The sequence below is a fragment of the Paenibacillus sp. J53TS2 genome (assembly GCF_018403305.1).
GTDB classification, from domain to species: domain Bacteria; phylum Bacillota; class Bacilli; order Paenibacillales; family Paenibacillaceae; genus Fontibacillus; species Fontibacillus rhizolycopersici.
Window position 1 is genome coordinate 186,064 of the sequence record NZ_BOSK01000008.1, and the last position, 26,532, is coordinate 212,595.

Genomic DNA, 26,532 nt, shown 5'->3' on the forward strand with positions numbered 1-26,532 from the left:
AAAATAATCCCCCTCCCCTGAGGGGAAGGGGGAACTCTGCTAATTCGAAGCCACAGCCGCGGCTTGTGCGTCCTGAATCTTGCGAGCGATATCCTCCGCTTTGCCGCCCATGAGCAGCTCCTGCAGCCCGTTGTTCACCACTTCTACGGTTGCCGAGCCCAACTTGGAGTCGTAAACGGGTACGATTTTGACACGTTGGATCAGATCATACAGCTCTACGAACAGCGGATGCGCTTTGCTCTTGTCGAGCTCGATGTTGTAGCTGACTAAGGTGCTGCTGTCCAAAGTAGCCTTTTGCCCGTCGGGACCTGCCATCGCGTAGAACAGCTTCATCGCCGCTTCCTTCCGGGCACCGGTCAACTTCTTGCTGACGCCAAGGCCCGTACCGACGACGCCTGCGGTCGTATCTGCGGCTCCTTTGCCGCCATCAATCGTAGGGACGATGGTGATATGCGTGTTGTCCAAGACTTCCGGCGGCGCATTGTTGACCAGGTTGGCCAGCGCCCAACCGCCGTTGACGACCATCGCGGCATTCCCCTGGAAGTACAACTGCATCATCTGCGTCTCGTCGAGGCTATTGAAGCCATCCTGGAACGCCTTGATGTCGCCAAGCTTCTGGAACTTGGTCAACGCCTCGACGAACTCGGGATCTGTAAACTTGGCCCCATCCTGCGCAACGGCCTTCAGGAACCACTCCGTGCCGGTAACCCGGTCGCCCACGGTGCTGAAGAACGTCGATTGTGCCACCCAGTTCGCTTTGTTGCCCAGCGCGATCGGGATCACGCCGTTGTCATTAAACGTTTGGATCGCAGTCTCTAATTCTTCCCATGTTTCCGGTACCTTCACGTTATATTTCTTAAACAAGCTATCGTTGTAGTAAATAAAAGAGCTTGGCGCCAGGTTCATCGGAACGGAGTAGATTTTACCGTCTACCGTGTAACCGTCCAGCGCATTCGGAATGAAGTTGTTCTTCCAATCCGGATTGGCATCCAGTTCATCGTTGATCGGCTGCAGCAAATCGCCTTTGACGAATTCCTTCGTCATCGCGTCCGGCCACATCACGAACAAGTCGGGCATTTCGTCTGCCGCGGCCACTGTCCGCAGCCGGGTCTTCAGCCCGTCCGTCGGCAGCCCTTCGTCAACAACTTCGATTTCGGGATGAGCCGTCCGGAAATCCTCGATAATTTTCCGCATCGCCACCGCTTTGGCATCTTGGCCTGTCCAGTTATGCCAGATCGAGATGCTCACTTTCTCTCCACCGTTATCTCCGCTGCCCGAAGCTTCATTTCCCCCGCCGCAGCCGGCGAGCAACAACGCCAACATGGCGGCGCTGCACAATAGTGATATCCATTTTTTCATCGTATTTGACTCCCCCCTTGCTTTGATTAAACTCATTGTAATGTTAGCGCTCTCAAAACATAAGGAGACGAATCGCGGCACCAGGGGTGAAAAATTTCGGTTTGGAACTTAGACAAAGGGTTCTATTCTGCTTCTAAAGCACACGATATTGCCGTCCGGATCGCGAAAATGCATCGACCTGGCTCCCCAAGGGTACGTGGTAGGAGTCGCCACGAATTCAACGCCCAGCGCTTTTAACCGCCCATATTCCGCATCAACGTCCTCAACATTAAAACCCAAAGTGAAGTTCCCCGATCCCCAATAGGTGGAGAAATCAAACCCCATATCCGTTTCCGCCGCCCGCCGCGAGTAAATCGCGAGTCCCGTGCCCTCGGTCTTCATTTCCACGTGAATCTCGTCCCCCACCGCCGTCGCTTGCAGGACCGTTTCATAGAACCGGGTCATCGCCACCACCTGATCCGTTAAGATCGCGACATCTACAAATTTCATCCTCATCTCTCCTTCCGCGCCAGAATCAAAAACCGATGCTCCCGACTGGATACAAATCCGGTTTGATCTATAATGTTCTGCAACTCGCATAACTTCTCGAAACAACGTTCCACAGAGAAATCGGCAAACTCCCATTCTAGGATTTTGGCAAAATAGACGAGCGCACCCACATCGCGAAACTTCACCTCGGGAAAAGCCTCCTGCTGAACCTCGACGTCGAAGCCCGCTTCAATCATGTCTCGAACCGTATGGGCCAAATCGAACTCGGCGGGCGTCTTCATTGCCCCTTCGCCAAGTAGATTCCGAGACAGCTCCCGGTTGTTCCGCCCACCCACTTGCTGGGTGATAAACACTCCGCCCGGCTTCAGGATTCGATAGACCTCCTTGGCCGAAAACGATTCATGACGGTTAAGGACCAAATTGAAAAATTCATCCTCATACGGCAGCTGGTCATCCTCCTCCACCTTAGACACTTCAATCCCATAAGCCGGCAGCTTGGCAAGGCACAGCTCATAGTTGGGCGGGTACGCTTCCGTCGCATAGGTGCGGCCGGGTGGCGGTGACAAGGACAGCAGAAACTCGCCCCCGCCGGTTCCCATATCGAGCATCACTGCGTTCTCGCTCATCTCCTGTTGAACCAAGGTCCGATAATCCCAAGGCAATTCCTCTTCTTCCAACCGTCCGTCCAGCTCGGAGAAATCCCAACCCTGAAAAACCTTGGCCTCCTCCGCTTCCCACCGCTTCTTCAATTCGCTTCGATCCACTGCCTTTGCTCCCCCTTGTCCTAGTTACGTGCGACAATTTCTTGCAGCGCCTTCCCCAACGTATCGAATCGGAAGGTGAATCCCGCCCGTTGCAGCCGCTCCGGCAACACCCAGCGACTCTTCAGCACCAACTCGGTCTCCGTGCGAATTAGGCGAGCGCCCAGCTCCAGCAGCCAACTCGGCGCGGGCAGGCCGATTGGAACGCCCATTGCCCGTCGCAGGCCGGCCATCAGCTCCCGGTTCGTGACCGGATGCGGGGCGGAGGCGTTAAACACCCCGTCGAGCTCGGGATGCTCCTGCAGGAATCGGACGATCCGGAACAGATCCTCCATATGAATCCAGCTGAACTGCTGGCGGCCGGACCCTTGGGCTCCGCCTAATCCGAAGCGTACCAGATTACGCAATGGGCCCATCACCCCGCCGTCGTCCAGTACGATCGCAATACGCAGCGCGACCCGCCTTGTTGTCGGGAGGTCAAAGGCGAAGAATGCCTCCTCCCATGCTTTTGCGACGTCAACCGAAAAGCCCGAGCCCACTTCTCCGCTTTCCTCCGTCATCGGACGGTCCTCCGCATGCCGGTAAATCGTCGCCGTACTGGAGTTGATCCATAACGCCGGCGGACGCTGGCAGGCCAGGATGCACTCCCCAAGCTGACGCGTTGTTTCCGTCCGGGACTCCAGAATAAGCCGTCGATTCTCAGGGGTGTACCGGCAATTCACCGATCTACCGGCGAGGTTAATCAGCAGGTCCGCCCCTTCCAACGCCTGCACGATGGCACTTTGGTCCTCCCAGGGAATATGGGGCGCTTGTCTTGAGATTACCTTAACCTCGGCTCCCAGTTCCTTGAACCTCTGCGCAAACGCCTGTCCAACAAACCCGGTGCCCCCAGCCAATACCACTTTCGGCATGCGATCCGCTCCTTTGCCCTGACATTTTGTTTTATTATACCATGCCGTTACGGGGGATTTTTCCAATGAAGTTGTTGCTTGCCAGGTGAGGTTAGGCGATAATTCTCCTAAGCAAAGTTAGAGTTACAGTTGAGTTTATAGACACGATATGAGGAGGATGAGGGTGGACAAGTTCGGCATGTACGCTAAATTCACAGCCAAACCCGGGGAACGCGACCAGCTGGTCGGCATCTTGCTGGAAGCCGCCGCCGGCGCCGGGAGCGTTACAGAATGCGAGCTGTATGTGGTGAACGTTTCGGAGACAGAGCCCGAAACCGTGTGGGTTACGGAGGTTTGGAGCAACGCGGAAGCTCATGCCGCTTCACTGCAAGATGAAGCTACGCGAGCGATGATTCAACGCGCGATGCCGCTGATCGCCGGAGTGGAATCCATTCCGATCCGCCCGGTTGGCGGGAAGGGGATCAAGTAGCCGCGCGCGCATGAGTGAGATGCAAAAGTGCAGTTCTTTTTCGCCAATTCGGTTCGATTCAGGCGATCAAGTGCAAAAGTGCAGTCTAAATCCGGCAAATCACCTCTTATTCCCGGATTCGTCCCTGAATCAAATGCACTTTTGCAGTTCAGTCGCGAGATACGAAGGTTTAGCGAAATATCAACTGCACTTTTGCAGTTGGCTGGTTAGGAATCGAAGGCCGCTGAACGCAAAAAAGGGTTCGTCCCAAAAGGTAGTAGATCAGTTCGCGGAAATGTTGCATTTTGGGGTGTATGCGAACGAATCGGCAAAAACTGTTGTACAAACTGTAATATTCTTGCCGGTATCCCGTGTTAGGCCAACAAAGAAAATAATCGGCTCGGTATAAAACCCACCTGGCCGTTTACCTTTTAGGACAGCCCCAAAAAAAGCCCTGTTCCATATCGGAACAGGGCTTCGTTGTTTAGGCTTGCAGATCCTTCACGATGTCGCGTACCGCTTCAACGAGCGGGGTTGCCGGACGGCCCAGCAGAGTTTCCAGGTCACCGCTCGGAACGTCCAGCGCCCCTTCGCGGATCGAGCGCTGAATGGAGACGAGGAACGGCACCACCGGCTCCGGCACGCCCGCACCGCGCATTACATCGGCGTAATTCGCATCGTCGACGTGTTGGACCGGAACTTCACGGCCCAGGGCCTCGCCAATGATCCGGGCCAGCTCGGCATGCGGAATCGGCGTGCCCGAGAGCTCATAGATTTTGTTCTCATGCCCGTTGCCGGTCAGCACGGCTGCTGCCGCTTGCGCATAGTCCTCACGTGTAGCCCAGCCGACTTTGCCTTCTCCAGCGGAAGTCACGAGCGGCGCTCCAGCCAAAATACCTTGGATCGTGCCGGTTTCGTTCTCGATATACCAGTTGTTTCGTAAGAACACATAAGGAATTCCCGTCTTCGCGATCGCTTCCTCGGTCGCTTTGTGAACAGGCGCCAGCTCCAGTGAATTATGCGCCGCATTTACCACGCTTGTATAAGCGATGAGCTGAACCCCCGCCCGCTGCGCCGCCGCAACGGCCGCCAAGTGCTGGCGGATCCGCGTGTCGTTATCGCCTTGCGTCGATACGATCAAGAGCCGCTCCACGCCGGCAAATGCCGGTTCCAACGAAGCGGGGTCCTCGAAATCCCCTCGGCGTACGTCTACACCCCGCGCGCTAAACGCGCGGGCTTTCTCCGGATCACGTACGCTGACCGCCAGCTGCTCTGCCGGCACCTTTGCCAGCAACGCTTCTACCACCTTTGCGCCGAGTTGCCCCGTCGCCCCTGTCACTAAAATCTTCATCCTGGAATCCTCCTTATCGATTGGGTTGCCATGAAGCCATCGATCTACCTGTAACCATTATAGTTACACTAGATAAGGAAGTCAATGATCTTCTCGCAACAGTTCCCTTAGCATACCCTCCCGATGATTGACGAACTCCTTCATGATGATGTAATGATCGGTCTCTTCCAGCGTGGTCTCCTCGATCCCGTCCGGCGTGAGCTCGTACATGAGGCTGTCCGGATACGCCATCAGGATCGGCGAATGCGTGGAAATGATGAACTGGGAGTGGCGTCCGACCAGCTCATGAATCCGCGCCAGCATCGCCATCTGCCGATACGGGGACAACGCCGCCTCCGGTTCGTCCAAGATGTACAGACCGCGCCCGCTGAAGCGGTTCATGAACGCGGCGAAAAACGATTCGCCATGCGACATTGTATGCAGCGATTTTCCGCCATAAGAGTCCCGGATAGGTGGACCGAAGCTTGGTTCCCGATCCAGATTATCGATTTCCGTCGCCAGATTATAATAGCTCTCCGCCCGGAAAAAGAACCCGTCCCGCGGCCGCATCGGCCCCCTTACGGTACGCAGATAGCGATGAAGCTCGGAATGGGTCTCGGCCGTCGCGAAGCTAAAGTTCATCGTGCCGCCTTCCGGGTTAAACCCCAGGGCGACGGCGATGCCCTCCAGCAGCGTAGATTTGCCCATCCCGTTTTCGCCGACGATGTACGTCACTTTCGGGTGGAACTCCAGCTGACCCAGCGACGAGATCGCGGGCAGATGAAAGGGATAGTCGGCAAACGTCGGCACCTCCTGCCGCTGCAGCGTGATCCTCCGCAGATAGGCGTTTAACTCCATTAAACGTCGCTCCCTTCCCCTTCCAGCGCACCGTGGTACAAGCTATGATAGAACCCGTGTCGTCGCAAGAGCTCCTCGTGCGAGCCCTGCTCGATCAAGCGGCCTTCCTTCAAGACCAGAATCTTGTCGGCCTGGCGGATGGTGTTCAGACGATGAGCGATCACGAAGCTCGTTCTGCCTTGCATCAACCACTGCAGGCCTTCCTGGATTTTGATCTCCGTCACGGTATCGATGCTGCTGGTCGCCTCGTCCAGTACAAGGATCGACGGATCCGCCAGTATCGCCCGCGCGATGGCCAGCAGCTGTCGTTGCCCTTGGCTGATGCCCCCGCCGTCTGCGCCGAGTACCTTGTCGTAGCCGCCAGGCATCCGCACGATGAAGGAGTGTGCGTTCGCCAGCTTGGCGGCTTCTTCCACCTCCGCATCGGTCGCATCCAATCGACCAAAGCGGATATTGTCGCGGATCGTGCCCTGGAACAGGAAGGACTCCTGCAGCACGAACGCCATCTGAGAACGCAGGCTGTCGCGCCGGATCGTCCGGATATCGCAGCCGTCGACCGTGATCGTCCCGCGCGATGGTTCGTAGAAGCGCGACAGCAACTGGATCAGCGTCGTTTTGCCGGCCCCCGTCGGCCCGACCAATGCGATCGTCTCGCCCGGATTTGCCGTAAAGCTAAGCTCCTCCAACGTATCGCCGACCTCGTTTCCATTTTCCTCATAAGAGAAGTAGACGTCCGAGAAGACCACCTCACCCCGAACGGACGACAGCTCTACCGACTCTTCCTCGTCGCTAGCTTCGATCTCCTCGTCCAGCACCTCGAACACCCGCTCCGCGCCGGCAATGGCCGACAGCAGCGAGTTCCACTGGTTCGCCAGATCGTTCAGCGGCCGGGTGAATTGCCGTGCATACTCGACGAACACAACGATCACCCCGACGGTCACTCCGGCACTCCCCTGAACCGCCAACACCCCGCCGATCCCGGCCACGATCGCGAAGCTCAGGTTATTGAGTCCGTTCATCAGCTTGGGGATGAAGCCGGATATTGTCTGTGCCCAGAAGCTGGAGCTACGGATTGCCCCGTTACGTTCGCGGAAGTCTTGCAGCACTCGCTGCTCTTGAGAGAACGCCTTAATGATCCGCTGCCCCGACAATGTCTCCTCAATGTAACCATTCAGGTTGCCAAGATCCTGTTGGCGCCGCTTGTACAGCGGCCCCGTCCGCTTCGTGATCCATCGCATCCCGGCCATCATCAGCGGCACGACGAGGAACGTCAGCAGCGTCAGCAGCGGGCTGAGGTACAGCATCACGGCGACCGTGCCAACCAATGTCAGTACGCTGGAGAAAATCTGGATCGCCGAGCTGTTCAGCGTCGAGCTGACATTGTCCATATCATTGGTCAGTCGGCTCATGATCTCGCCTTGCTGGCGTTTCCCATAATACGGAATCGGCAGCCGATGCAACTGGGCGAACAACTCGGAGCGCATGCGGTACACCGTCTCCTGAGCGATTCCGATCATCCAGATGTTTTGCAGCCAGGACGTGAGCGACGAACCGGCAAACACCAGCGTTAATCCGATGAGGAACATTACCCAAGGACGGCCGCCACCTGACTCCAAGTAATCATCCACTGCCATCCCGACCAGGTATGGGCCTAGCAGTGCTAATCCCGAGCTGAAGACAACCATCAGCAAGACGGTCGCCAGCCGGGCTTTATGGGCAGATAGGTAACTCCAAATCCGCCCTAACGTGCCTGACCAATTTTTAGCCCGCACCTTGGGCCTTACGCCGCCGGGTCCGCCGCCATGTCCGGGCCGGCGCGGCGCAGCCGCCGTCGCAGACGGAGCGTCCTGACGAGCCCCTCCGCCCTGCGTTGCCTGCGAGGATGGACCCAGCTTCGGGTACGGATGGCGAAACGGTTCAGTGAAGGTCTTGAACGGCATGGGGTTCCGCCTCCTTTCCTTGCTGGGATTCGCAAATCCGCCGATACAATTCCGAATGCTGCAGCAGCTCCTCATGTTTCCCGCTGGCAATCAGCCGCCCGTCATCCATAAGAAGAATCAAATCCGCCGTAGCTGTCGAGCTAATCTTCTGAGTAATAAGCAGCGTCGTGCAAGAAAGGCTCGAGATCTCCTCCAGCAAAGCTGCCTCCGTGCGGACGTCCAGCGCGCTGGTGCTGTCGTCCAGAATCAGGATGGCCGGCTGCCGCACCAGCGCCCGGGCGATCGACAAACGCTGTTTCTGCCCGCCGGACAGATTAACGCCGCGCTGACCGAGCCGCGTCTCGTAGCCGTGCGGTTGCCGCTCGATCGTCTCGTGGATTTGCGCCTGCCGAGCCGCGGCCTGAATTTGCTCCAGCGTCGCATCCTCGCGGCCCCAGGCAATATTCTCCTGGATCGTTCCGGAGAATAACATGACCTCTTGCGGCACATAACCGATGGCGCGTCGGAGCCGTCTCCGATCGAGCTCGCGGATATCGATCCCATCGATACGGATCGTTCCCTCCGTGGGCTCGTACATGCCGGGGATCAGCTGCACCAGAGATGTTTTCCCCGAACCGGTCGCGCCCATGATGGCGATTCGCTGCCCCGGCTCCACCGTAAACGATACGTGCTCCAGCGCCATCACGTCGCGGCCCGGATAACGGAAGGAGACCTCGCTAAACTCGATGCGGCCTTGGATCGGTGACACTCCCGCTGCTGCCGCCATCTCCGCCGTTACCCCCAACTCTCCATCCGTTTTCTCACCAACCGCCTCCGTCAAACGACCTTCGCGCTCCCCGGCCGGATCATCCTCCTCCAGCACTTCGCGTACCCGTCCGCCTGATGCGGCTCCCCGCGACAGGGAGCTCATGATCCAGGATAAAGCCGATAACGCGCCGATCGTCCGCAGCGAATAGTTGATGACGGCGACGACTTCGCCAACGCTGGCGCCCCCGTCCGCGATTTCGACCCGGCCAAACCACAGCACCGCAATGATCCCGGCGTTCATGATGAACAGCAGGAACGGCATCGTTGTCTCCGTCAGCTTCAGCGCGGCGACTGTGCCCTGACGCAAATCCCGGTTGCGCTGTTCAAAGCGCCCGATCTCATGCGACATCCGCACGAAGACGCGGATGAGGCGCATGCCGGTCAGATTTTCCTGAATCAGGCCATTGACGCTGTCTGTGCGCCGCTGCACCGTACGAAATAAAGCGGACGCTTTACGGATCATCCACAGGACAAATCCCAGCAGCACGGGAACCGTAATCGTCAGCAGCAGCCCCAGCTTCGCATGGACGACCAAAGCCATTACGACGCTCCCAATCACAACCAGCGGCACCCGCGAAGCAAAGCGCAGGCACATAAAAATCACATCCTGCAGAACCGTGATGTCCCCGGTCAGCCGGGTGATCAACGAAGAAGCCGCAAAACGGTTAAATACCTCATACGAGAAGGATTGCACCTTTTCGTACAGCTTGTCGCGCAGGTCATAACCGAAGCCTTGACTCACATGCGAGGCGAAGAAGGAACTGGTAATCCCGGCGAGAAACGCCACCAATGCGCTCGCCATCAGCACCCCGCCCCAAATCCAGGCGACGGACACCTCGTGCTGCCGAATCCCCTGGTCGATGATCCGCGAGATGATCAGCGGCTGAACCAGCTCCACCGCCAGCTCGATCAGCAGCATGACGATCGCCGAAATGGCGGCAACCCGGTATTTTCTAAAAATAGCGGTCATAACGGACATCCTGATTCCTCCAGTCCGGGTGATTCCGTAAGAATCGCCAAATTGGTAAACTCTGCTGTTTTATTATAAAACAGTTGGGGGTGCTTGTGTATTTAGGATAGACTTTGGCAATCCGAATCCGAACCGAATTCCCCGGGAGGCCGCTCTAGTACTCTCGGTTATCCACCTCTAATTCAGCGGTTACTTCAGTAAAGACGGTTTCAGGGGTGACAATCCTTTTGGGCAGCGTCCGCCCTTCCGTCAGCTCTCTCACCGCCTGCATCAGATTCGGTCCAAGCAGGGGATTGCATTCCACCACCGCGTTGATTTTGCCTTCGGCCATGCTTCTTAGCGCCCTGCGCGTCCCGTCGACGGAAATGATCACGATATCCTTCCCCGGCCTAAGCCCGTAAGCCTCGATAGCTTTGATGGCGCCCAGCGCCATATCGTCATTATGAGCGTACAGCACATCCATCTCTCCACCGTGTTTCTGCAAAAAAGAGCGCATGACCTTCTCCCCCTGTTCCAGCGTAAAATCGGCATGCTCACTTTCCAGCACCTTGAATCTCTTATCCCCGAGAACCGTATCCGCAAATCCCCGGCCGCGATCAATGGACGGCGTCGAGCCCTCCGTCCCCTTCAGTTCCACGATTTGGATTGGCCCGGGGTGACCAACCATTTTATCCAGCAGGAATTTGCCCGCCTTCTTCCCTTCTTCGTACAAATCGGAACCGATCAGAGTCACGTAATTGGACGCATCGACCGCCCTGTCGACGATGATCACCGGGATTCCGGCCTCCTCGGCCTCGTCCAGGATCGGTACCCATCCGGTCTGAATAACCGGAGCGATCGCGATCACATCGACCTTGCGCGAGATAAAGCTGCGGACCGCCTCAAACTGCTTTTCTTGAGATTGCTCGGCATTTTCAAACAGCAGCTCGATCCCCGCCTCTTTGGCCGCTGTCTTGATCGATTGGCTATTCGCGTTCCGCCAGTCGCTCTCCGAACCGAGCTGGGAGAACCCCAGCACAATGCGGTATTTCTCCGCAGCCGGCTCTCTTGAGGAAAGCTCAGGCCCCGAGGTGACATAGGTCATGGCCGTTTGATCCGCTTCAGGGTGAACCCAAGTCTCCTCCGCGGTTCCGGCCTGGCAGCCGGAGAAGATGAACAGAAGAGCAAGCAGGGCCAGAAGAGGCATGGGTTTCCATAATGTGAAGCGATTGCGCCTACGCATAACACGTCTTCCCCCTATTTCGTGATATCCCATTAACCGGAAGCTTATCACAAGCGATTTCACCGGAAAAGAGCGAAAAAAACCTGAGCGTCTCGCCACAGGTTTTTTTCGTAAGCCTCCCCGTTCGTTCCTTACCCTCGCTCGGCCAGCCGACGCTCACCAAGCAGCCTCTGCAGCAAGATAAACAGCAGGAGCAATACGCCGATCACGATCCGCGTCCACCAAGAGCTAAGGGTACCTTCAAAGCTAATAATCGTCTGAATCACGCCCTGAATCATGACCCCAAAGAAAGTACCAACAACATACCCAACGCCGCCGGTAAGCAGCGTTCCGCCGATCACCACGGCGGCGATCACGTCCAGCTCCATCCCGTTCGCATGGAGTCCGTAGCCGGACAGCATATAGAATGTAAACACAACTCCGGCCAATGCGGAGCAAAGTCCGCTGAAGCCGTAGACCATCAATTTCGTGCGGGCTACCGGCAACCCCATCAGCAAAGAGGATGCCTCACTCCCCCCGATGGCGTACGCGTTTCGTCCGAATTTCGTGTAATGGGCCAAATAAATGCCAAGGGCAACCACGACCAAAGCGATGATGACGCTAATGGATACGAAGTGATCGCCCGGCAGCTTGATCTTCGTCTGGGCCGCCGCCGTGTAAAAGGCATTATCGATCGTAATCGTGTTGATGCTGATGACGTAGCACAGGCCGCGGGCCAGGAACATCCCCGCCAACGTCACGATAAACGGCTGAATGTTGAAATAATGAATCGCCGCCCCCATCGCCGTTCCGAATCCCGTCCCCATGATCAGAACGAGTAAAATCACGAGCGCGGGCGGCCACCCCTGCTGAAGCAGGCTCGCGGAAACCATCGTCGTCAAGGCGATCACCGAGCCGACCGACAAGTCGATCCCCCCGGACACGATCACGAAGGTCATGCCGACCGCGGTAATAAGCAGAAAGGCGTTGTCGATCAGCAGATTGAGCAGCACCTGCCCGGAGAAGAACCCGGTATACCGGAACGAGCCGGCGACGAACATCAGCAGAAACAGGCCGATCGTTACCCCTAACGGAATGTAATTACGTTTAAGCATGCGGCTTCACCCCCGGTTTCGCCGCAGTCGGCGTTCCTGGCTTCTTCCGATTCCCGCTCAGGGCAGCCCGGAATTGATCGGATTGGATCAAACAAACCGCGAGAACGACAACCGCCTTAACGACCAGCGTGATTTCCGGCGGTACGCCCACCATGTAAATCGTTGTCGTCAGCGTCTGAATAATCAGCGCCCCCACCAGTGTCCCCGCCAAATGGAATCGCCCCCCGTTTAAGGAAGTCCCGCCGACAACCACGGCCAAAATCGCGTCCAGCTCGTACCATTGCCCGGCATTGTTCCCGTCCGCGCTCGAAACGTTGGAGCTGAGAAGCAGACCCGCCATCCCTGCACATAAGCCGCAGAACGAATAAACGGCCAAGGTCACCGTCCGAGACCGGACACCCGCCAACCGGCTGGCCGTGGGCTTGCAGCCGACCGCCTCGATAAACAGTCCTAATGCGGTTTTGCGGGTCAGCAAGGAGGCGACCACAAATACGGCCGCAACCACAAAGATCGAAAACGGCAGCGAAAGCCAAAATCCGGCTCCCAGATATTGATACTTGGAGCTCTGTACCGTAATGATCTGTCCGTTTGTAATCAGCTGCGCGATCCCTCGCCCGGCTACCATCAGGACCAGGGTGGCTATGATCGGCTGGATGCCGACCCGGGAGACCAGAAATCCGTTCCAGAGGCCAAGCACGGCGCACAGAACCAGCGCGAGGCCGACGGCGGACAGAACGGGAATCAAGCTATTCTGGTCCGTCGCCCGGCTAATCTGCAAACAGGCCATCGCTCCCGCAATCGCTACAACCGAGCCGACAGACAGGTCAATGCCTCCGGTCGCAATCACCAGAGTCATCCCGATCGCCACGAGAATTAGCGGAGAACCAAAATTCAGGATGTCAATCAAACTGCCGTAGAGATGGCCGTCCCGCATTTTGATGGAGAAGAAGTCCGGCGAATAAATCAAGTTAAACAAGAGCAACAAGGCGAGCACGAGCAAAGGCCATACCAAACGATGTTTTCTCATCCCTTCTCCCCTCCGGCGATCGCCTGCATCACCTGCTGCTGATTCATTTCGGCGCCCCTCATTTCCTTCACCTTCCGGCGGTCGCGGAGCACGGCGATCCGATCGCTCACCCGCAGCACCTCCTCCAGCTCGGAAGAGATAAACAACACGCTCATCCCCTTCTCCGCCAGCGTCAGTACCAGCTTCTGAATTTCCGTCTTAGCGCCGATGTCGATTCCGCGGGTCGGCTCATCCAGAATGAGCAGCTTGGGCTCGGTCACCAGCCATCGGGCTAGCAGAACCTTCTGCTGATTGCCGCCGCTCAAGTTGCGGATCAATTGCTCCGAATCGGGCGGATGAATATTCAGCAGGCGGATATACTCCTCCGCAATTTCCTCTTGGCGTTTGCGCGGAATTGCGCGAGACCACCCCTTCGCCGCCTGAAGCGCCAATACGATGTTCTCCCGAACGGTCAAATCGTCGATAATGCCTTCCTTCTTCCGGTTCTCGGAGCAAAAGGCAATGCCTTCGTCTATGGCCTGACGGGGGGAGTGAATACTCCCGCCGCTGCCGGCCATTTGAAGGCTTCCCTGATCGTGCCGGTCGGCCCCGAAGAGAAGGCGGGCCATTTCGGTCCGACCGGAGCCAAGCAATCCGGCTAACCCGACAATCTCCCCTTGGTGAATCTGCAAATCGAAGGGCTCGATCGACCCTTGCTTCCCCAGTCCCGCCGCGTTCAACAGCCATTCGCCATCCGGCTTACCGCCGTCCGCCGCCGAGCTTGGGAATTCCTCCAGCAGCTCCAGTTCTTTGCCGATCATCTTCGACACCAACTCGATGCGGGGAAGCTCATTCACGAGATACTCCCCCATGAATTCCCCACCGCGAAGGATCGTAATGCGGTCGGAGATTTCGTAGACCTGATCCAAAAAATGCGTGACGAACAAAATCGCCAGTCCCTCTTCTTTCAGCTTCCGCATAATGGCAAACAACTGCCGAACCTCGCTCTGATCCAAGCTGGAGGTCGGTTCATCCAGAATCAACACTTTGGCGGAAATGCTGAGCGCCCGTGCAATGGCGACCAACTGTTGAACCGCAACCGAATAAGTTTCGAGCGAACGGGTCACATCGATGTCCAAATGCAGCCTTTCCTTCAGCAGACGCTCCGCGTTCCGGTTCATTTCCTTCCAACGGACCCGGCCGAACCGGTAAGGCTCGTGGCCGATATAAATATTTTCCGCAACAGACAAGTTCGGGCAAAGGTTGATCTCCTGATAAACGGTGCTGATGCCGGCAAGCTGCGCCTCCTGCGGACTATGCACCCTGATCGGTGACCCTACCATCTCCACAAGGCCTTGATCCGCGGCGTAAACCCCGGTCAACACCTTGATCAAGGTCGATTTGCCGGCACCGTTCTCGCCCATCAGCGCATGCACCTCACCGGGAAACAGCCGGAAATTCACATTTTTCAGTGCTATTACGCCGGGAAATGTTTTATGGATCCCCGACATGTGCAGAATCGGTTCCATAGGCTCCATATCCATCATCTCGCTTAATACTTCCGGTTAGGCAGCTCACGCTTGGCGTCTTCGGAAGTAAACACGCCTTCTTCGGTCACGATCCGCTTCTCGATTTCCTTACCGTCGACGACATCTTGAACGGCTTGCATCAGTTGGGGTCCCAGCAGCGGGTTACATTCCACGATAAAATTGATTTTGCCTTCGCTAGCCGCGACGAACCCGTCTTTGACCCCGTCCACCGTGATAATGAGGATGTCCTCACCCGGCTTCAACCCGGCCGCTTCAATCGCCTGGATGGCTCCTAGTCCCATATCATCATTGTGGGCATACAGCACATCGATCTTCTTATTCGCCTTCAGGAAGGACTGCATGACTTCTTTCCCCTTCGCCCGCGTAAAGTCACCGGTTTGCGAAGCAATCACTTTCAGATTCGGATTCGCCGCGATCACTTCCGCAAAACCCTTCTGGCGGTCGATCGCCGGTGCGGAACCCGTCGTTCCCTGCAACTCCACGATGTTGATCTCCTCGGTCGAGTCCTTGAATCGATCCACCAGCCATTTTCCAGCCCGGCGTCCCTCTTCCACGAAGTCGGAACCGATAAACGTCTTGTACAGCGAATCGTCTGGGGAATCGACCGCACGGTCAGTCAGAATCACCGGAATCCCGGCGTCCTTCGCTTCCTTCAGCACGGTATCCCAACCCGACTCCACCACCGGCGAAAAAGCGATGACATCCACTTTCTGCTGGATGAAGGTACGAATCGCTTTAATCTGGTTTTCCTGCTTCTGCTGGGCGTCGGAGAACTTCAGCTCGAAGCCGGCCTCTTTGGCCGAATCTTGAATCGATTTCGTGTTCGCCGTTCTCCACCCGCTTTCCGCGCCAACCTGCGAAAATCCAAGCACGATTTTTTTGCTTTCCGCCGTTGTGTCCTTCGCGTTTTCCGTCGTTGTGTTGCTTGCCGAATTGGATTGCTCCGCTTGTTTGCCGCCGTTATTCGCCGGCTCCTGGGCATTCCCGCCCGAGCCGCTGCCGCCGCATGCGGACGCCAAAAGAAGCAGCAAGGATGCCGCAACAATCAGTCCGGATTTTTTGATCGAAACCATCTTCAAATTCCTCCCCTTTTTGGATCACCATGGTCTGGCGTGATCCGATTATAAAACGCTTACATCCTCTCGAGATACGGAGTTTCATCGCAGACGTTTGCGTTTTCTTTCGTTTCTATACTCCGCTTCGATCTGTCCAGTTTGTTTTTTTGCGGCGTTCCTTTGTTTTTTTATGAATGATTGCGTTTTCAAGGGGGTTGCTTCATAATATGGGATCAAAAGAGCCCTTCTTGAAAGGCAGGCCTCCCATGAAGCTGATCAATTGGATCTCCTCCGGCCTGCGCGCGAAGCTCCTCCTGATGTTCCTGTTCCTGACGGTCATTCCGCTCATCGCCATCGGGTTGGTCGCTTATCAGAAGTCTTACAACACGGTCTACGAGAACAGCAAAGCCAGCGCAGTGCTCACGGCGGATCAACTGGCGCGAAGCCTGGGAACGTTGTTCACCGACAGCAGTAAATTGCTTGAACTCGGCAACCATTCGCAGGTGCTGCATTTTCTCTACTCGCAAAACGACACCTATGAGGATGCCAAAGAGATCCTGCGGACGATCGACTCCTACCGTCAAACCTACAAATATGAAAGCGTCCTGAATATTACCATGATCAACCTGTACGGGAGGGGCATCAGCGAACGGCGCGGTGTATTTGTGCTGGATAAAAACCCGCTGCGTAATCCCCATTTCGCCTATTTAATCGACAATCCCGATGTCGTACTCACCGTCCCTCCGCTTGACGCCCTGACGTTGGACCATCCCGACGGACTTCAGGAGAAACCCGCCATTTCGATCATGGCCGCCGTCAAACAGCGGATTACGCACGAAACGATCGGCTTCATCGTCATCGATGTAGATGCTTCGGCGGTCAGCCGATTCTGCGACGAGGTCAAAGTGGGCGAAACCGGATTCTTCTATATCGTCGACGCCAGCGGTCGTCCCATCTTCATGCCGTCCGGGCTCGCCCCGGATCAGGTCTTGCCGGAGCGGGACGTCTTGGCCCGAATGGCTACCGGCGCTTTGACCAGTTATGTCGATAAATCGAACGGAGGGCCGAAGTTCATCTTCGCCTCCTCCCCCCAGGCCGCAGGCTGGAAAATCATCGGCCAGGTCAACTTGCGCGAAATCGTCAAAGAGGCCGATTCGATTCGGCAACTCATCATCGTCAGCGTGGCGCTGAGCATTTTGTTTGCCGTTTCTTTGCACTTTTTTATTTCCTCCCGGCTCACGCGCCCGCTCAAGCTGCTGAAGAACAAGATGAAGCTGGCCGCATCCGGCTTTCTGGAATCCAAGGTCACACCCGCAGGCAATGATGAAGTCGCTGACCTGGGGCGCAGCTTTAACATTATGCTTGGGAAAATCAAGGCCCTGCTCGAGCAAAGCATCCGGGAACAGGAAGAGATCAAGAAAGCCGAATTGCGCGCCCTGCAAGCCCAGATCAACCCTCACTTTCTGTACAATACGCTCGATTCGATCCTGTGGATGGCGGAGGCGGGCAAGAACGACAGGGTCATCACGTTGGTGCAATCGCTCTCCCGACTGTTCCGCATCAGCTTAAATCGCGGGCGCGACTGGATCCCCTTGGAGAAGGAAATTGAACATGTCCACAGCTACCTGATCATTCAACAGATGAGGTATCGTGATATTTTGGAGTACCGGATCGAGGTGGAGCCGCATCTCCTCCCCTGCTCCGTTCTCAAAATGACGCTCCAACCGATCGTGGAAAACGCGCTGTATCACGGCATCAAGAATAAGCGGGGCAAAGGAATGATTACGGTATCTGCTCAGGAATCCGGGCGTGAGCTTCAGCTAACCGTAAGGGACAACGGGTGCGGAATTCCTGCGGATAAGCTCGAACGGCTGCGCCGCGATTTGCTGAACGGACGCCTGCCCGTGGAAACCGGCGAAGAAGTGTCGGGCGGCTTTGGACTTCATAACGTCCATCAGCGGATCAAGCTCTTTTATGGCGAACCCTACGGGGTCGTGATCGACAGCGTTGCCGGAGAAGGCACGACCGTAACGATATCCATTCCAAGAGGCAAGGAGGAATGACCGATGAAGAAAGTGCTGCTCGTCGATGATGAGATTCTCGTCAGGGAGAACATTCGGGATTGCATTCCGTGGGAACGGGAAGGGTTCGATTATCTCGGCGACGCTTCCGACGGAGAGATGGCTCTGCCGATGATCGAGCAGTTGCAGCCCGATATCTTGATCACCGACATTAAAATGCCGTTTATGAATGGCCTTGAGTTATGCCATGTGGTGCGCGCTAAATTCCCTCAAATCAAGATCATTATTTTGAGCGGACACGGGGAATTCGATTATGCCAGAAAAGCGCTCAGCCTTGGCGTGGAGGAGTATTGTCTGAAACCGATCAGCGCCTCGGATCTGGTTGGGTTGCTTCGGGCGGTAGGCGACAAGATCGATAAGGAGCGAAGCGAAAAGGAACAGCTCGCGGGGTTGATGCGCCGGGAACTGGAGAAAGCCGGGAATTCACGGCACAAGCTGTTAAGCGATTTATGCGGAGGGATGTTGTCCGCACCGGAGGCCATTCAAACGGCCGAAACTTTATCGGTTCCGTTGGTTGCCCGCTGGTATGCCGTAACGATTATCGATCTGCGTCCTGCGGAACCTTCAACCGGAGAAATGGATGTCGAGGGTGCCGCGGATTGGACCGATCTGTTAGAGCATATTCGGAAAGAGTGCGATCATCGCCAGATGCTGCAGTATCCAGCCAGCCGGACCAAAAAGGTATGTATCGTCAAAGGGGATACGGAAAGTGCGATCAAGAAATTGCTGGAGCCTTTTCGCCGAGTGCAGGCCATCCTCGAAGAACCGGCCTGCCGCTTCCCGCTTTCCCTCGGGATCGGCTCGGGACATGAGCGTATCCAGGGCATTCACCTTTCTTTTCTCGAAGCCGAGGAATCGCTTCACTGGCTACGGCTCACGAGGCAAAACCGGCAAAACCTGCTGGAGGCGACGCGCAGCTCCATTCAACACAATATTTTGCTGGACCGGCAGGCCTTTATTCGGTTTCTAAAGATCGGAACCTCCCGGCAACTGTCTTCCTTTATCCCTGAATTCGCCGCCGTACTTCAGTCGATCGATTGGGATGCCTCTCTGACCGGTTACTACATCCTGAACGACCTGACGTTGGAGGTGTTCAAGGTGGCCGAGGAGTCCATCCGGGGACCCGGGGACTCGGGCCAGAGCCTCCGGTCGTTTCAGGGGCGGATCGAAGCGGTGGACCGCTGGGAGGAAGCCTGCGCATATTTGACCCACCTGGTGGAACAATTCTGGTTGTGGCGCGCCAGATCCACCGACCGTTACGCTGATTTACTTCATCGGGTGAAGGATTATATCGCTGCCAATTATGACAAGGGCTACATTTCCCTGCAGCATGCCGCCGAGCATGTCAGCATGAGCCCGAGCCACCTGAGCAAAATCTTCAGTCAGGAAACCAGTCAAACGTTTATTGAGTTTCTGACGGAAACACGGATTCGCAGAGCGATGGAGCTGCTGCAGTCGACGCAATGCAAAACGTATGAAATCGCTTGTCAGGTCGGCTATAGCGATGCGCATTATTTCTCGAACCTATTTAAGCGGGTGACCGGGATGACGACAACCGAATTCCGTAAACATGGCGCGTTGACCGCTGTCAAAACCAGCATCCGCCTCACAAGAGAGGAGCCGCATGATCATGCCGTTTCAGAGTCGCTGGAATAAACGCTCGATAGGGGGCGCTTGGTTGGGAAGGCTGATGAGCGGACGTACCTTGGGGCCGGCGTTGGGTTTGCTGTTGGTGTTGGCGCTCACGGGATGCCAGAGGGCTCCGGCGTCTGTCGCGGAGGGTGGAGGTGCAAGCACTACGGTCTCGACCGCCGCCCCTGCCGCCGTCCTTCCGCCTTCAACTTCGTCTAAGCTCCAAGCGCCGAAGTACATTTTCGGCATCATCTATCCGATGGCGCATCCTTTCTATGAGGAAATCACCCGGCTTGCGGAAGAGGCGGGCTCTCCCGAAAAGGTGAGGCTTGTTGTCAAAGCCCCCGAAACGGTAAGCGTGGAACAGCAAATCCATATGATGGAGACGATGATCCAGCAGCAGGTTGACGGTATCGCGATTTCACCGATCGATTCCGTCGCGCTCACCCCGATGATCAACAAGGCGGTAGACGCCGGAATTCCCGTCATCTGCTTTGAATCGGACGCCCCGGATAGCCGACGTTCGGCTTATATCGGCACGGACAACGTGGAGGCCGGGGCGGAAATGGGCCGCGTGATCCAGAAACGGATGAAAGATAAAGGCATGGTCCTCGTCGCATCCGGCGTTTCTTCGATGAGTCAGGATCGGGAACGGCTGGAGGGATTGCTGGACTTTTTGCATGACGAAACGAATATTCAGGTGTTGGAGATCCGCCACAACGAGGGGGACGACGGCAAGGCGCTGGCCGACCTGGAAGCGATGATTGACGCCCACCCCCATTTCGATGCCTTCATCTCGGTCGATCTTACCTCCAGCTCCGCCTCCGTGCTCGTCTGGAAAGCGATGGGACTAAACCGTTATGCCGTCGCCTTCCATATGACGCCGGAAATGAAGGAGGGCTTGCGCAACGGACAGATCACTTCCGTGCTTTCGCAAAATGAGGATGGGTGGGGTGGATTGCTGGTCGGCCAATTGCTACGGTTGGCCCGTGGAGAGTCGGTTCCCGCCATTAGTGATACCGGGTGGACGGTCATCGATGGCTCACCCAAAGCGATGGCATCCAAAACGAAGTAAGAGGCATAAGCAAAAGCCCTTCCAGCGGCACAACCGCGGAAAGGGCTTCTTTGTCGTTGATTAAGCTTGTCCTTCTTCTCCCAAAACAAAGCGATAAACGCTGTCGACCTTCTCCTCCGTCAAATCCCCGCTGTTGTCGAACACTAGGATAGAGGAAGCCGGGATGTCCCAATTGATCTCCGGTACGAACTGCACACGGTGCTTGAAATCATCCCAGTGCTCCAGCTTCCAGGTATCGCGGTCCGTGCGACGGTCAATAATTCTTTCCTTTTGGGTCTCCATGTCCTTCAGCGCGACGACCACAACCTTGACGTCCACTTCCCTTTTGGACAATCCCGCCTCTTGAAGGAGCGTTTCTAGCCACGCTTTGTTTTTCAGTTCCGCCGTGAATGGAGAAATCATAAATACGTTTTGGCCGGCCGCCAAGTTTTCAATGCAGATGTCCCGCGTCGTATCGTATTCCAGATCACGCAGATGCTTCTTGTAAAATTCGGAGTCCCGGTCGTTCACGTCCAGACCGTTCATCTCCAACATTTTCTCCACACAGCGTCCCCCTACGGTATCGCGGTCCAAAAAAGCCGCCGGTATCCGTCTTGCCAACTTGCGGGCCACCGTCGTTTTCCCCGTTCCAGCGACTCCTACGAAAAAGACCAATTTCAGCATGATGTCCAAATATCCTCCTTCGGCAATTGCGAGCAGTTATGTATTTTGTCCTATTGTAACATTTTTTCTCCCATTTGCGCCGTTGGCTGGCCGCCACAAAAAAACCGGCCCGGGAAATCTCCCCGAAACCGGCGATTGAGGCCCGTGTTCCGCACGCCATCGCAATGGCTTAGGATTGCTGCTGCCGCAGCCGCGTCTCCCGGGCGAGCTCCTTGACGTTGTCCTCCAGTCGGCTGCGCAGCTCCTCGGCGATTTCGAAACCACCCGCTTCGGTGCGCGCCACTTGGGTGTCCACCGCATACACGCCGCCCAAGATATAACGTGCGCCCAGCACGGACAAGACCGGCTTCAATGCGTAATCAATCGTAAGCAGGTGAGCAAGACTCCCCCCGATAAAGAGCGGCAGAATCACTTTTCCGGCCAAGCCCTTTTGCGGCACCAGATCCAAGAACGTCTTCAATACGCCGGTATACGACGCTTGATAGACAGGGCTGGCGACGATCACTGCGTCCGCTCCAGCCACCAGCGCATTCGCTTTAACGATCGCTTCACTTTCAAATTTGGTGTGGATCAAATCCTCCGGCGGCAACTCCCCCACGTTCAAATGGCTGACTTCGAAGCCTTCCCCTCGCAACAGCTCCTCGGTCAACGCGATCACCGCTCCCAGCCGGGACCCCAGTGTTGGATTGCCGTTAATCACCGTAACTTTCATTTGGATTCTCCCCTTGTCTCATTCGGACGTTCGCCTTCCCTCGAATCCCCGACGAATTCCCTAAATTTTAAAACGATGCTATCAAGATTTGAATGAAAAGTCAATGCAACCAGGGTGCCTTCCCTAGGCAGGCGAGCCGCTCGGTCAGGCTTTTTCTACAAAGCCTCGATGATGTCTCCGGCGAGCAGCGACGCCGGGTTGCCCGTGCGGGCCGCGGCCGCGCGCTCGCCGGCCAGGCCGTGCAGATAGACGCCGAACGCCGCCGCTTGCACGGCGTTCAAGCCTTGCGCCAGCAGCCCGGCGATGAGGCCGGTCAACACGTCCCCCGAGCCCCCGGTCGCCATGCCGGGGTGCCCGGTGACGTTGACGAACACGCGGCCGTCCGGGGCCGCTACAACGGTGCGAGCGCCCTTCAGCACGAGCGTCACGCCGTGCTGTAAGGCAAAGCGCCGCGCCAGGCCGATGCGGTCCCGCTGTACTTCGGCCGTGGACAGGCCGGCCAGCCGGGCCATCTCGCCGGGATGCGGCGTTAGGATCGTCGACGCCTCCCGGCGCTGCCACGCCGCTAAGCCGTTCGCGGCGGCGAGGATGTTCAGGGCGTCCGCGTCCACCACGAGGGGACGCGGAGCGCCCTCCCACACGGCGCGCAGGAAGCCGTCTTCGCCCGGGAAGCGGCCCAGCCCCGGGCCAACGGCGAGCACGTCGCGCGCCGCCAGCAGCCGCAGCAGCTCGGGGGCTGCTGCGGCGTTCCACGCGCCGGCTTCGGGAGCGCCGCCGGCCGGCGCGAGCATCAGCTCGGGCACGGCCCCGAGCACATGCGGCAGCAGCGCCTCCGGCAGCGCCCATGTGACGAGGCCGCTGCCGGCGCGGAGCGCGGCTTTGGCGGCCAGCAGGCCGGCGCCGCTCATCGTGAGGCTGCCCGCCGCCAGCAGCACGTGCCCGTACGTGCCCTTATGGCCGTCGGCCTCGCGCCGCCGGCTGGGGTCCACCCCGAGCTCGCCACGCAGCGCCTCCTCGGTGAGCAGCACCCCCGCTTCCGCCGCAAAGTCCGGCGGAAGCGCGCGGGGGATGCCGATATAGCGGACGATCACGTCCCCTGCGGCCTTCGCGCCCGGATACTGCGTCAGCCCCGCCTTCAGGAAGGCGAGGCATACGGTGATCCGGGCCTGGATGAACGGGTCGTGGACCGCGCCGGTATCGGCGTCCAGCCCGCTGGGGATGTCGGCTGCCACGATCGGCAGCCGGCTCTCGTTCGCCTCCCGGATGAGGGAGGCGTAGGCTCCCCGGGGCGCGCCCTTCGCCCCGGTGCCCAGCAGCGCGTCCACGATCCCGGTCACCCCGCGGGATCGGGCCGCGGCCACCGCGCCGGGTGTGTACGCCTCGCCCGGCAACCCCAGGGCTGCAGCGATGTTGTGCTGCAGCCCGGCTTCACCGCCGAGTCGCTCCGGCTCCTCGGCGTACAGCAGGCTCACCTGCACGCCTGCATCCGCCAGATGGCGTGCGCACACCAGACCGTCACCTCCGTTATTCCCCTTGCCGACGAGGATCAGCCAATGCTCCGCCGTCTTCTCCTCCTCCGAGACCGGCTCCCCGCCGCTCACCCCGGCATGACGCTCGCGAATCGTCTCCGCCGGGCGCTCCGGAAGCCGACCTTCCCGCCGCAGCCGGCAAAAGGCCAACACCTCCTCGGCAATCGCCCGTCCGGCGTTCTCCATCAAGGCGACCGGCGGGATTCCGATTTGCACAATGGCATGGTGGTCAATGGCGCGCATTTGCTCCGACGTCACCAATTTCATGGTTTCTCCCCTCCCCCTGAACTTACTTGCGCCAAACCACTCTTCCCTAGTACCCCACCGTGAATCGGGTGCCGATATAATACGGGTCCTCCGCCTCGTCAAGCAAGGCTGCCGCGTAATCCTCCGTCGTAATCCGGCTGTTGTCGCGCTCGTCGGTAACTAATCGGTCTAGGCCCAACCGGAACATGCCCGTGCGGTTACCCGGCTCGATGAGCGCCGGCGGGCTCAGCACGGTCCATTCGAGATCCGACGCCTGGTAAATACTCAGCGCCTCTTCATGGGCTCGGGCCAGCGGCCGTACTTCCTCCGGGAACTCCGGCGTATCCATCAAGCGCACCCCCGGTGCGACCTCAAGGCCGCCGGCCCCGCCAACGGCGATCAGCCGGCAGACGCCGCCGCGCTTGACGCCTTCAATCAGCGAGCGCGTCGCTTCCAGCAGCTCGTCCTCTTCCCCAAAGCGCGGCCCGTACGCGCTGATCGCGAGGTCCTGCCCCTGGACCAGCCGGGCGATCGATTCAGGGACCAAGATGTCCCCTTCCTCCAGGAACAAATGCCCGGCCTTTTTGGTGTCCGCCGGGACGAGGTCCGGTAACCCCATCTCGGCCGCCCGCGTCCGATCTCTGACCACCGCCGTCACTTCATGTCCGCGCCGCACCGCTTCTTCCGCAATTCTTTTTCCGATCGAACCGGTCGCGCCAAATAATACGATCTTCATCTATGTCTCGCCCTTTCCTCGCGTTGGATGGTAATCCCAGGTTTTGCTGTTTACATTATAATCATCCTGCCCCAGCAAGTCCAAAAGAACAAGGCCTCCCCGCTGCCGCGCAGCCAGAGAAGCCCACTGTCATCTGCAGAGGACCCATTGTTGTATTTTGTGCAACATTTTCATCGGTCCGTGCTGGGATGGATCTATTTTCTTGTCCTTGTTGCAACATTTTCGGCACCTTTTGCAGCATTTTCACCTAAATTAGTTCGGGCTGTATGGATAGGTTGCCTAATTTGCAACAATTCGGGGATCGCTCGCTTTTACGTCGTTCCCCACATCCAATCGCAGCCCGTTATCCTGCTTTGCCTAACGCGAAGCTTAAGATCAAAATCACGAACACCACCGTGGTGATGATCACATACCGGTAATCCCGCTCCGCCCAAAACAGGAACAAGGAAACGAAAACGCGGAATACTGGCGTCAAGATCAGCAGCAAGAGGCCGGTCTGGATCACCGCTGCAGCCTTGAAGGCTATCAAGCCGGACACGATGGCACCGAAGCTGGTCGGATACGTATCCCCCGGATACCCGCTGTCGCCGGTGACTAAATACTGGATGAGTCCGGTTACGATGACGATTGCGGCAAACATGACGCCGATTCGCAGCATTTTGCTTATCGCCGTTTCGATTTCGAAGGTACGGCTTTGCGACGATTCGTTAGAGCCAGCCATATCAACCCCTCCATCCTTGGTAGATCATTTGAAATGCGACGTACACCATGACCGGGATAAAAAGCTTGCGGATCGTCTTGCTCTTCATCCGCTGCATCAGGCGAGACCCTACGGTTGCTCCTATCAGCACACCCAGCGCTACCGGCGCCGAAATGATCGGTATAATATCGCCGCGGAGCAAATAGATGCCTGCGCTTGCCGCTGCCGTTACGCCCATCATAAAGTTGCTGGTCGCTGACGACACCTTTAGCGGCATTTTCATAAACACGTCCATCGCCATGACCTTGAAGCTGCCGCTGCCGATGCCCAGCAGTCCGGAAATGACGCCCGCGCCGTACATTACCCCGAAGCCCTCGTATACCCGGTCCACGTTATAAGCGACGGTTTGGCCCAGCGCCTTATCGTAATACTCGCCCTGCAATCCGAGCTTTTGAGCTACCGGATGCAGCGGGACGTTCTCCGGCACTTCCTGCTTGCCCTTTTTGATCATGGCATACGCGGAGTAGAGCAGCAGCAGCGCGAAAATAATATACAGAAACCGCGGGGCAATCAAGACCCCGATAAACGCACCGGTAATCGCCCCGACGGTCGTGGCGATCTCCAGAAACATGCCGACCCGCAGATTGGTGATCCGATCGCGGATATACGCCACCGCCGAGCCGCTTGATGTAGCGATGACGGAGATGATGCTCGCCCCGATCGCATGGTTGATGTCAACGCCAAACAACAAGGTTAACGCGGGGGTTACGATGATTCCTCCGCCCAATCCGAGAACCGAGCCGACGATCCCCGCCAAAATGGCGATCATGAAGATTTCAATTACTGTAGAAGTCAATCCGATGGCATCTCCTTTGCCCTTTACTTTCATGGTGGCCTGCCCCTACCACCGCGTTCATGTCATTGCTTTCTCCAATACATCCCGAGACCGCTGGGAGCGGTGTATTCGAAGCCGAAGCTCCGGTACAATGGATCCGCCGGGACGTCGGCAATCAGACTGACGTAAGTTAGCGGCAGCGCATGCCCTTCCAGAAATCCCATGATTTCTCCCATGATCCTTTTGCCTAGGCCTTTTCCCTGAAGATCCGGACGTACGATGATATCGACGACCTGCAAAAAGCACCCGCCGTCGCCAACGATTCTTCCCATCCCCGCCAGCCCCGATGCATCATGCAACGAGACAGCAAATATGGAGTTGGCTAAGCCCGTGGCTGCTCCTTCTGCGCTGCGCGGGCTCATTCCGGCTTGCTCCCGAAGCCTCAGATAATCGTTAACTTCAGGGGCCACCCGTATGATTTTAACCTCAGCACCGGGTGTCCGTTCATTCATGTTGTTCCCTC

Annotated in this window: 24 protein-coding genes; 4 read left to right on the top strand and 20 right to left on the bottom strand. The window is 57.3% G+C overall.

The features are described from left to right. Positions 1-39: 39 nt before the first annotated feature. The 4 genes from KJS42_RS17720 to KJS42_RS17735 all read right to left on the bottom strand — a co-directional run bounded on the left by KJS42_RS17720 (position 40) and on the right by KJS42_RS17735 (position 3,520). Positions 40-1,359, bottom strand: a complete 1,320-nt coding sequence (locus tag KJS42_RS17720; RefSeq protein WP_193416676.1) for an extracellular solute-binding protein — start codon at positions 1,357-1,359, stop codon at positions 40-42. A 108-nt stretch (positions 1,360-1,467) separates the two neighbouring features. Continuing rightward, a complete protein-coding gene (locus KJS42_RS17725) occupies positions 1,468-1,848 on the bottom strand; it encodes a VOC family protein (RefSeq protein ID WP_167521283.1) in 381 nt (126 codons plus the stop codon). A gap of 2 nt (positions 1,849-1,850) precedes the next feature. Then, positions 1,851-2,612 carry a class I SAM-dependent methyltransferase gene (locus tag KJS42_RS17730; protein WP_213623637.1) on the bottom strand — a complete coding sequence of 254 codons (762 nt, stop codon included), beginning with the start codon at positions 2,610-2,612 and terminating at the stop codon, positions 1,851-1,853. Positions 2,613-2,632: 20 nt separating this feature from the next. Beyond that, positions 2,633-3,520, bottom strand: coding sequence for a TIGR01777 family oxidoreductase (locus tag KJS42_RS17735; RefSeq protein ID WP_213623638.1), 888 nt, complete (start codon positions 3,518-3,520; stop codon positions 2,633-2,635). Between the two features lie 157 nt (positions 3,521-3,677). Here KJS42_RS17735 and KJS42_RS17740 point away from each other — a divergent pair, with 157 nt between their 5' ends. Next, on the top strand, positions 3,678-3,989 hold the full coding sequence (locus KJS42_RS17740; protein WP_483311284.1) for a putative quinol monooxygenase: 312 nt from the start codon (positions 3,678-3,680) through the stop codon (positions 3,987-3,989). Between the two features lie 463 nt (positions 3,990-4,452). Here KJS42_RS17740 and KJS42_RS17745 read toward each other — a convergent pair whose 3' ends face one another. The 9 genes from KJS42_RS17745 to KJS42_RS17785 form a co-directional block, all read right to left on the bottom strand. Then, positions 4,453-5,319, bottom strand: coding sequence for an SDR family oxidoreductase (locus KJS42_RS17745; RefSeq protein ID WP_213623640.1), 867 nt, complete (start codon positions 5,317-5,319; stop codon positions 4,453-4,455). Between the two features lie 81 nt (positions 5,320-5,400). Further along, positions 5,401-6,156 carry an AAA family ATPase gene (locus KJS42_RS17750; protein ID WP_155608279.1) on the bottom strand — a complete coding sequence of 252 codons (756 nt, stop codon included), beginning with the start codon at positions 6,154-6,156 and terminating at the stop codon, positions 5,401-5,403. After that, on the bottom strand, positions 6,156-8,096 hold the full coding sequence (locus KJS42_RS17755) for an ABC transporter ATP-binding protein (RefSeq protein WP_213623641.1): 1,941 nt from the start codon (positions 8,094-8,096) through the stop codon (positions 6,156-6,158). The genes KJS42_RS17750 and KJS42_RS17755 overlap by 1 nt, the downstream gene beginning before the upstream one ends. Then, positions 8,074-9,882, bottom strand: coding sequence for an ABC transporter ATP-binding protein (locus tag KJS42_RS17760; RefSeq protein ID WP_193416683.1), 1,809 nt, complete (start codon positions 9,880-9,882; stop codon positions 8,074-8,076). Before KJS42_RS17760 ends, KJS42_RS17755 begins: the two co-directional genes overlap by 23 nt. A gap of 145 nt (positions 9,883-10,027) precedes the next feature. Next, entirely contained in the window at positions 10,028-11,095 is a 1,068-nt protein-coding gene (locus KJS42_RS17765; protein ID WP_244868536.1) for an ABC transporter substrate-binding protein, read from the bottom strand. Positions 11,096-11,226: 131 nt separating this feature from the next. Further along, the gene (gene yjfF / locus KJS42_RS17770) at positions 11,227-12,189 is read right to left on the bottom strand and encodes a galactofuranose ABC transporter, permease protein YjfF (protein ID WP_155608282.1); all 963 of its coding nucleotides are present in this window, start codon (positions 12,187-12,189) and stop codon (positions 11,227-11,229) included. Continuing rightward, the gene (locus KJS42_RS17775) at positions 12,182-13,216 is read right to left on the bottom strand and encodes an ABC transporter permease (RefSeq protein ID WP_213623642.1); all 1,035 of its coding nucleotides are present in this window, start codon (positions 13,214-13,216) and stop codon (positions 12,182-12,184) included. Before KJS42_RS17775 ends, yjfF begins: the two co-directional genes overlap by 8 nt. Beyond that, positions 13,213-14,733 (bottom strand): sugar ABC transporter ATP-binding protein, encoded by a 1,521-nt coding sequence (locus tag KJS42_RS17780; RefSeq protein ID WP_213623643.1) that lies wholly within the window; start codon positions 14,731-14,733, stop codon positions 13,213-13,215. Before KJS42_RS17780 ends, KJS42_RS17775 begins: the two co-directional genes overlap by 4 nt. A gap of 14 nt (positions 14,734-14,747) precedes the next feature. Next, positions 14,748-15,818: an ABC transporter substrate-binding protein gene (locus KJS42_RS17785; protein ID WP_213623644.1), complete on the bottom strand. Its 1,071-nt coding sequence runs from the start codon at positions 15,816-15,818 to the stop codon at positions 14,748-14,750. A gap of 248 nt (positions 15,819-16,066) precedes the next feature. Between KJS42_RS17785 and KJS42_RS17790 the strand changes: the two genes are divergently transcribed. Genes KJS42_RS17790 through KJS42_RS17800 form a run of 3 tightly spaced genes read left to right on the top strand, consistent with a single transcriptional unit; the run spans position 16,067 to position 20,588 of the window. Continuing rightward, entirely contained in the window at positions 16,067-17,863 is a 1,797-nt protein-coding gene (locus KJS42_RS17790) for a cache domain-containing sensor histidine kinase (protein WP_213623645.1), read from the top strand. A gap of 3 nt (positions 17,864-17,866) precedes the next feature. After that, complete coding sequence (locus KJS42_RS17795) at positions 17,867-19,537, top strand: response regulator (protein ID WP_213623646.1); 1,671 nt, start codon at positions 17,867-17,869, stop codon at positions 19,535-19,537. A 22-nt stretch (positions 19,538-19,559) separates the two neighbouring features. Further along, positions 19,560-20,588 (top strand): sugar ABC transporter substrate-binding protein, encoded by a 1,029-nt coding sequence (locus KJS42_RS17800; protein ID WP_244868537.1) that lies wholly within the window; start codon positions 19,560-19,562, stop codon positions 20,586-20,588. Positions 20,589-20,648: 60 nt separating this feature from the next. Here the strand turns inward: KJS42_RS17800 and KJS42_RS17805 are convergent, their stop codons facing one another. The 7 genes from KJS42_RS17805 to KJS42_RS17835 all read right to left on the bottom strand — a co-directional run bounded on the left by KJS42_RS17805 (position 20,649) and on the right by KJS42_RS17835 (position 26,521). Further along, positions 20,649-21,251, bottom strand: coding sequence for a P-loop nucleotide/nucleoside kinase family protein (locus KJS42_RS17805; RefSeq protein WP_155608287.1), 603 nt, complete (start codon positions 21,249-21,251; stop codon positions 20,649-20,651). 169 nt (positions 21,252-21,420) lie between these two features. After that, complete coding sequence (gene ssuE / locus KJS42_RS17810; protein ID WP_213623647.1) at positions 21,421-21,963, bottom strand: NADPH-dependent FMN reductase; 543 nt, start codon at positions 21,961-21,963, stop codon at positions 21,421-21,423. Between the two features lie 155 nt (positions 21,964-22,118). Beyond that, positions 22,119-23,759, bottom strand: coding sequence for an NAD(P)H-hydrate dehydratase (locus KJS42_RS17815; protein ID WP_213623648.1), 1,641 nt, complete (start codon positions 23,757-23,759; stop codon positions 22,119-22,121). Between the two features lie 46 nt (positions 23,760-23,805). Beyond that, positions 23,806-24,474: an NAD(P)-dependent oxidoreductase gene (locus KJS42_RS17820; protein ID WP_213623649.1), complete on the bottom strand. Its 669-nt coding sequence runs from the start codon at positions 24,472-24,474 to the stop codon at positions 23,806-23,808. 343 nt (positions 24,475-24,817) lie between these two features. Continuing rightward, a complete protein-coding gene (locus KJS42_RS17825; protein ID WP_213623650.1) occupies positions 24,818-25,195 on the bottom strand; it encodes a DUF1634 domain-containing protein in 378 nt (125 codons plus the stop codon). Between the two features lies 1 nt (position 25,196). Then, positions 25,197-26,003 carry a sulfite exporter TauE/SafE family protein gene (locus KJS42_RS17830; protein WP_418888761.1) on the bottom strand — a complete coding sequence of 269 codons (807 nt, stop codon included), beginning with the start codon at positions 26,001-26,003 and terminating at the stop codon, positions 25,197-25,199. Between the two features lie 89 nt (positions 26,004-26,092). Further along, positions 26,093-26,521 carry a GNAT family N-acetyltransferase gene (locus tag KJS42_RS17835; RefSeq protein ID WP_155607419.1) on the bottom strand — a complete coding sequence of 143 codons (429 nt, stop codon included), beginning with the start codon at positions 26,519-26,521 and terminating at the stop codon, positions 26,093-26,095. Between the last annotated feature and the right edge of the window lie 11 nt (positions 26,522-26,532).

What these genes read in the sequence shown, in the direction of transcription:
- KJS42_RS17720 (WP_193416676.1), bottom strand. Translation starts at nt 1,359, where the DNA reads ATGAAAAAATGGATATCACTATTGTGCAGCGCCGCCATGTTGGCGTTG.
- KJS42_RS17725 (WP_167521283.1), bottom strand. Translation starts at nt 1,848, where the DNA reads ATGAAATTTGTAGATGTCGCGATCTTAACGGATCAGGTGGTGGCGATG.
- KJS42_RS17735 (WP_213623638.1), bottom strand. Translation starts at nt 3,520, where the DNA reads ATGCCGAAAGTGGTATTGGCTGGGGGCACCGGGTTTGTTGGACAGGCG.
- KJS42_RS17740 (WP_483311284.1), top strand. Translation starts at nt 3,678, where the DNA reads ATGAGGGTGGACAAGTTCGGCATGTACGCTAAATTCACAGCCAAACCC.
- KJS42_RS17745 (WP_213623640.1), bottom strand. Translation starts at nt 5,319, where the DNA reads ATGAAGATTTTAGTGACAGGGGCGACGGGGCAACTCGGCGCAAAGGTG.
- KJS42_RS17750 (WP_155608279.1), bottom strand. Translation starts at nt 6,156, where the DNA reads ATGGAGTTAAACGCCTATCTGCGGAGGATCACGCTGCAGCGGCAGGAG.
- KJS42_RS17755 (WP_213623641.1), bottom strand. Translation starts at nt 8,096, where the DNA reads ATGCCGTTCAAGACCTTCACTGAACCGTTTCGCCATCCGTACCCGAAG.
- KJS42_RS17760 (WP_193416683.1), bottom strand. Translation starts at nt 9,882, where the DNA reads ATGTCCGTTATGACCGCTATTTTTAGAAAATACCGGGTTGCCGCCATT.
- KJS42_RS17765 (WP_244868536.1), bottom strand. Translation starts at nt 11,095, where the DNA reads ATGCGTAGGCGCAATCGCTTCACATTATGGAAACCCATGCCTCTTCTG.
- yjfF (WP_155608282.1), bottom strand. Translation starts at nt 12,189, where the DNA reads ATGCTTAAACGTAATTACATTCCGTTAGGGGTAACGATCGGCCTGTTT.
- KJS42_RS17775 (WP_213623642.1), bottom strand. Translation starts at nt 13,216, where the DNA reads ATGAGAAAACATCGTTTGGTATGGCCTTTGCTCGTGCTCGCCTTGTTG.
- KJS42_RS17780 (WP_213623643.1), bottom strand. Translation starts at nt 14,733, where the DNA reads ATGGAGCCTATGGAACCGATTCTGCACATGTCGGGGATCCATAAAACA.
- KJS42_RS17785 (WP_213623644.1), bottom strand. Translation starts at nt 15,818, where the DNA reads ATGGTTTCGATCAAAAAATCCGGACTGATTGTTGCGGCATCCTTGCTG.
- KJS42_RS17790 (WP_213623645.1), top strand. Translation starts at nt 16,067, where the DNA reads ATGAAGCTGATCAATTGGATCTCCTCCGGCCTGCGCGCGAAGCTCCTC.
- KJS42_RS17795 (WP_213623646.1), top strand. Translation starts at nt 17,867, where the DNA reads ATGAAGAAAGTGCTGCTCGTCGATGATGAGATTCTCGTCAGGGAGAAC.
- KJS42_RS17805 (WP_155608287.1), bottom strand. Translation starts at nt 21,251, where the DNA reads ATGCTGAAATTGGTCTTTTTCGTAGGAGTCGCTGGAACGGGGAAAACG.
- ssuE (WP_213623647.1), bottom strand. Translation starts at nt 21,963, where the DNA reads ATGAAAGTTACGGTGATTAACGGCAATCCAACACTGGGGTCCCGGCTG.
- KJS42_RS17815 (WP_213623648.1), bottom strand. Translation starts at nt 23,759, where the DNA reads ATGAAATTGGTGACGTCGGAGCAAATGCGCGCCATTGACCACCATGCC.
- KJS42_RS17820 (WP_213623649.1), bottom strand. Translation starts at nt 24,474, where the DNA reads ATGAAGATCGTATTATTTGGCGCGACCGGTTCGATCGGAAAAAGAATT.
- KJS42_RS17825 (WP_213623650.1), bottom strand. Translation starts at nt 25,195, where the DNA reads ATGGCTGGCTCTAACGAATCGTCGCAAAGCCGTACCTTCGAAATCGAA.
- KJS42_RS17830 (WP_418888761.1), bottom strand. Translation starts at nt 26,003, where the DNA reads ATGATCGCCATTTTGGCGGGGATCGTCGGCTCGGTTCTCGGATTGGGC.
- KJS42_RS17835 (WP_155607419.1), bottom strand. Translation starts at nt 26,521, where the DNA reads ATGAATGAACGGACACCCGGTGCTGAGGTTAAAATCATACGGGTGGCC.